The 1,679-nt window shown below is 63.0% G+C and carries 2 protein-coding genes and 1 pseudogene; 1 reads left to right on the plus strand and 2 read right to left on the minus strand.

Translation table 11 applies throughout. From position 1 onward, the window contains the following. Together EN879_RS34975 and EN879_RS34980 are read right to left on the minus strand one after the other, a co-directional pair. Positions 1–485, minus strand: a pseudogene (locus tag EN879_RS34975) (2-acyl-glycerophospho-ethanolamine acyltransferase); the annotation flags it as partial. A gap of 123 nt (positions 486–608) precedes the next feature. Beyond that, positions 609–1,016: a 4-oxalocrotonate tautomerase family protein gene (locus EN879_RS34980; RefSeq protein WP_013532540.1), complete on the minus strand. Its 408-nt coding sequence runs from the start codon at positions 1,014–1,016 to the stop codon at positions 609–611. A gap of 113 nt (positions 1,017–1,129) precedes the next feature. On the opposite strand from EN879_RS34980, the gene EN879_RS34985 reads away from it, so the two are divergent. Continuing rightward, positions 1,130–1,679, plus strand: a 550-nt coding sequence (locus tag EN879_RS34985) for a LysR substrate-binding domain-containing protein (protein WP_127274665.1), incomplete at its 3' end; no start/stop codon positions are given.

Below are 1,679 nucleotides of genomic sequence, written 5' to 3' on the forward strand. Positions count from 1 at the left end.
ATCTTGGCATCGGCCTGCATGGCGATGCGGGTGACGGCACGAAACAACCGAAACGTCTTGACGTCGGGCTCGACTGCATCCGGCAGATAGACAGCGAGCCGGCCCTTGCCCTTCAGCACCCGCACCAGCCGGCGGCTGACGAAGACATGTTCGGCGTTGAAGGCGATGGTACGGCCAAGCTCGCGCCAAGGTTCGAGCCACGGCGAGCGCGCCGAGACCTCATCGAGAATATGCAGCGTGTCTTCCGGCAGCAGCGACAGCATCAGCGCCGGCTCGAAGCGCGATTGATGAGAGATGACGTAGATGACTGGGGCCTGCGCCTTGCGGGCGATCCTGATGCGGCTGTCTCCGATCCGGTAGGCAAGCTTGAACGGGACATAGAGCAGCGCCTGGGTGAAGCGTAGGCCGAGGCGGAATTTTTCCGCCACGCCAATCAGGAGCCAGGCCAGAACAAGACCCGCAAGCAGCGCCAGTGTCAGGATCATGCCGCGTCTCTCCCAACGTTTTTAGCATCTCGGCTCTTTGCGGCCGTGTCGGCCAGAACCTAGACGATGTGGGAGCAAGGTCAATGCGGAGCTTTTGCTTCCCTTGGTGCGGGAAGCTGCTTCTCACGCCGCCTGCAGCCGTCCACTGATGAAACGAAATTCCTGCGTCTTGCCGCCATAGCCGTAAGCGGCTGCCGGCACTTCATGCACGAAGGCGTAGCTCTCCTCGTGCACGCCGCCCAGCAGACGGCCGAAGGCTGCGAAGATCGCCTTCAGATAGGCCTCCAGCTCAAGCTTGGTGTTGGTGCCGTCGACCACCTTGATATCAAGCCAGAACGTGTTGGTGCCGTGCTCGGCCAGCGACTTGCCGCCGGCGAACCAGTGCTGCGGATCGACATAGGACACGGCAACTGCCGTGATCGTCGGGTCCTTGCGCAGCTGCGTCGCGGTGATTTCTGTGGCCTCCTTTGCGATGCGAGCGGAAAGCGCCGCGTCAGGTTTGCCGGTGACGCTGATGTTGATGATAGGCATTCTTCTTCTCCTTGGCTTGAGCGGCGTCCGATCGCCGTTGAAACAACCATGCCACCACCTTTTAGGCAAAAAAATCGAATTGTTTTTAAATGATACTTCGATAGTATCGAAGTATGGAAACGCTCGATCCCGATCTGCTCCGAACCTTCCTTGCTTTCGTCGACAGCGGCTCGCTGGCCCAGGCGGCTGCAAGCATCGGCCGTTCGCCCTCGGCGGTGACCGCCCAGATGCAGCGGCTGGAGGAAGTCGTCGGTGAGCCGCTGCTGGCGCCGCAGGGGCGGGGACGTGGTTTGACGCCGGCGGGTGAGGATCTCGTCGGCCACGCCAAGCGCATTCTTGCCGTCCATCGCGAGGCTTGGCTGGCGCTGAAGGGCGCCCGCGCTGCCGGGCGCGTTGCCATCGGCACGACGCAGGATTTTGCCGACAGCGGCCTGCCGGATCTGCTGCGTGCTTTCGCCGGCAGCCATCCGCGCGTCAGGATCGAACTGCGGGTCGGCCGTTCCGCCGAGTTGGCGCAGGCGCTGCAGTCTGGCGGCCTCGATCTGGCGATCGTCATGCGCCAGACGGCAGCGGCGGACGAAGTCGGCGTGCTGCGCGAGCCGATGATATGGCTATGCTCACAAAAGGGGCTGGCCACGCGGCAGGAGGAACTGCCGCTGGCGC

The organism is Mesorhizobium sp. M7A.F.Ca.AU.002.02.1.1, from assembly GCF_003998535.1.
Lineage (GTDB): Bacteria > Pseudomonadota > Alphaproteobacteria > Rhizobiales > Rhizobiaceae > Mesorhizobium > Mesorhizobium ciceri.

Bases quoted from the DNA above. Each gene is read 5' to 3' on its own strand.
- EN879_RS34980 (WP_013532540.1), bottom strand. From the start codon at position 1,016: ATGCCTATCATCAACATCAGCGTCACCGGCAAACCTGACGCGGCGCTT.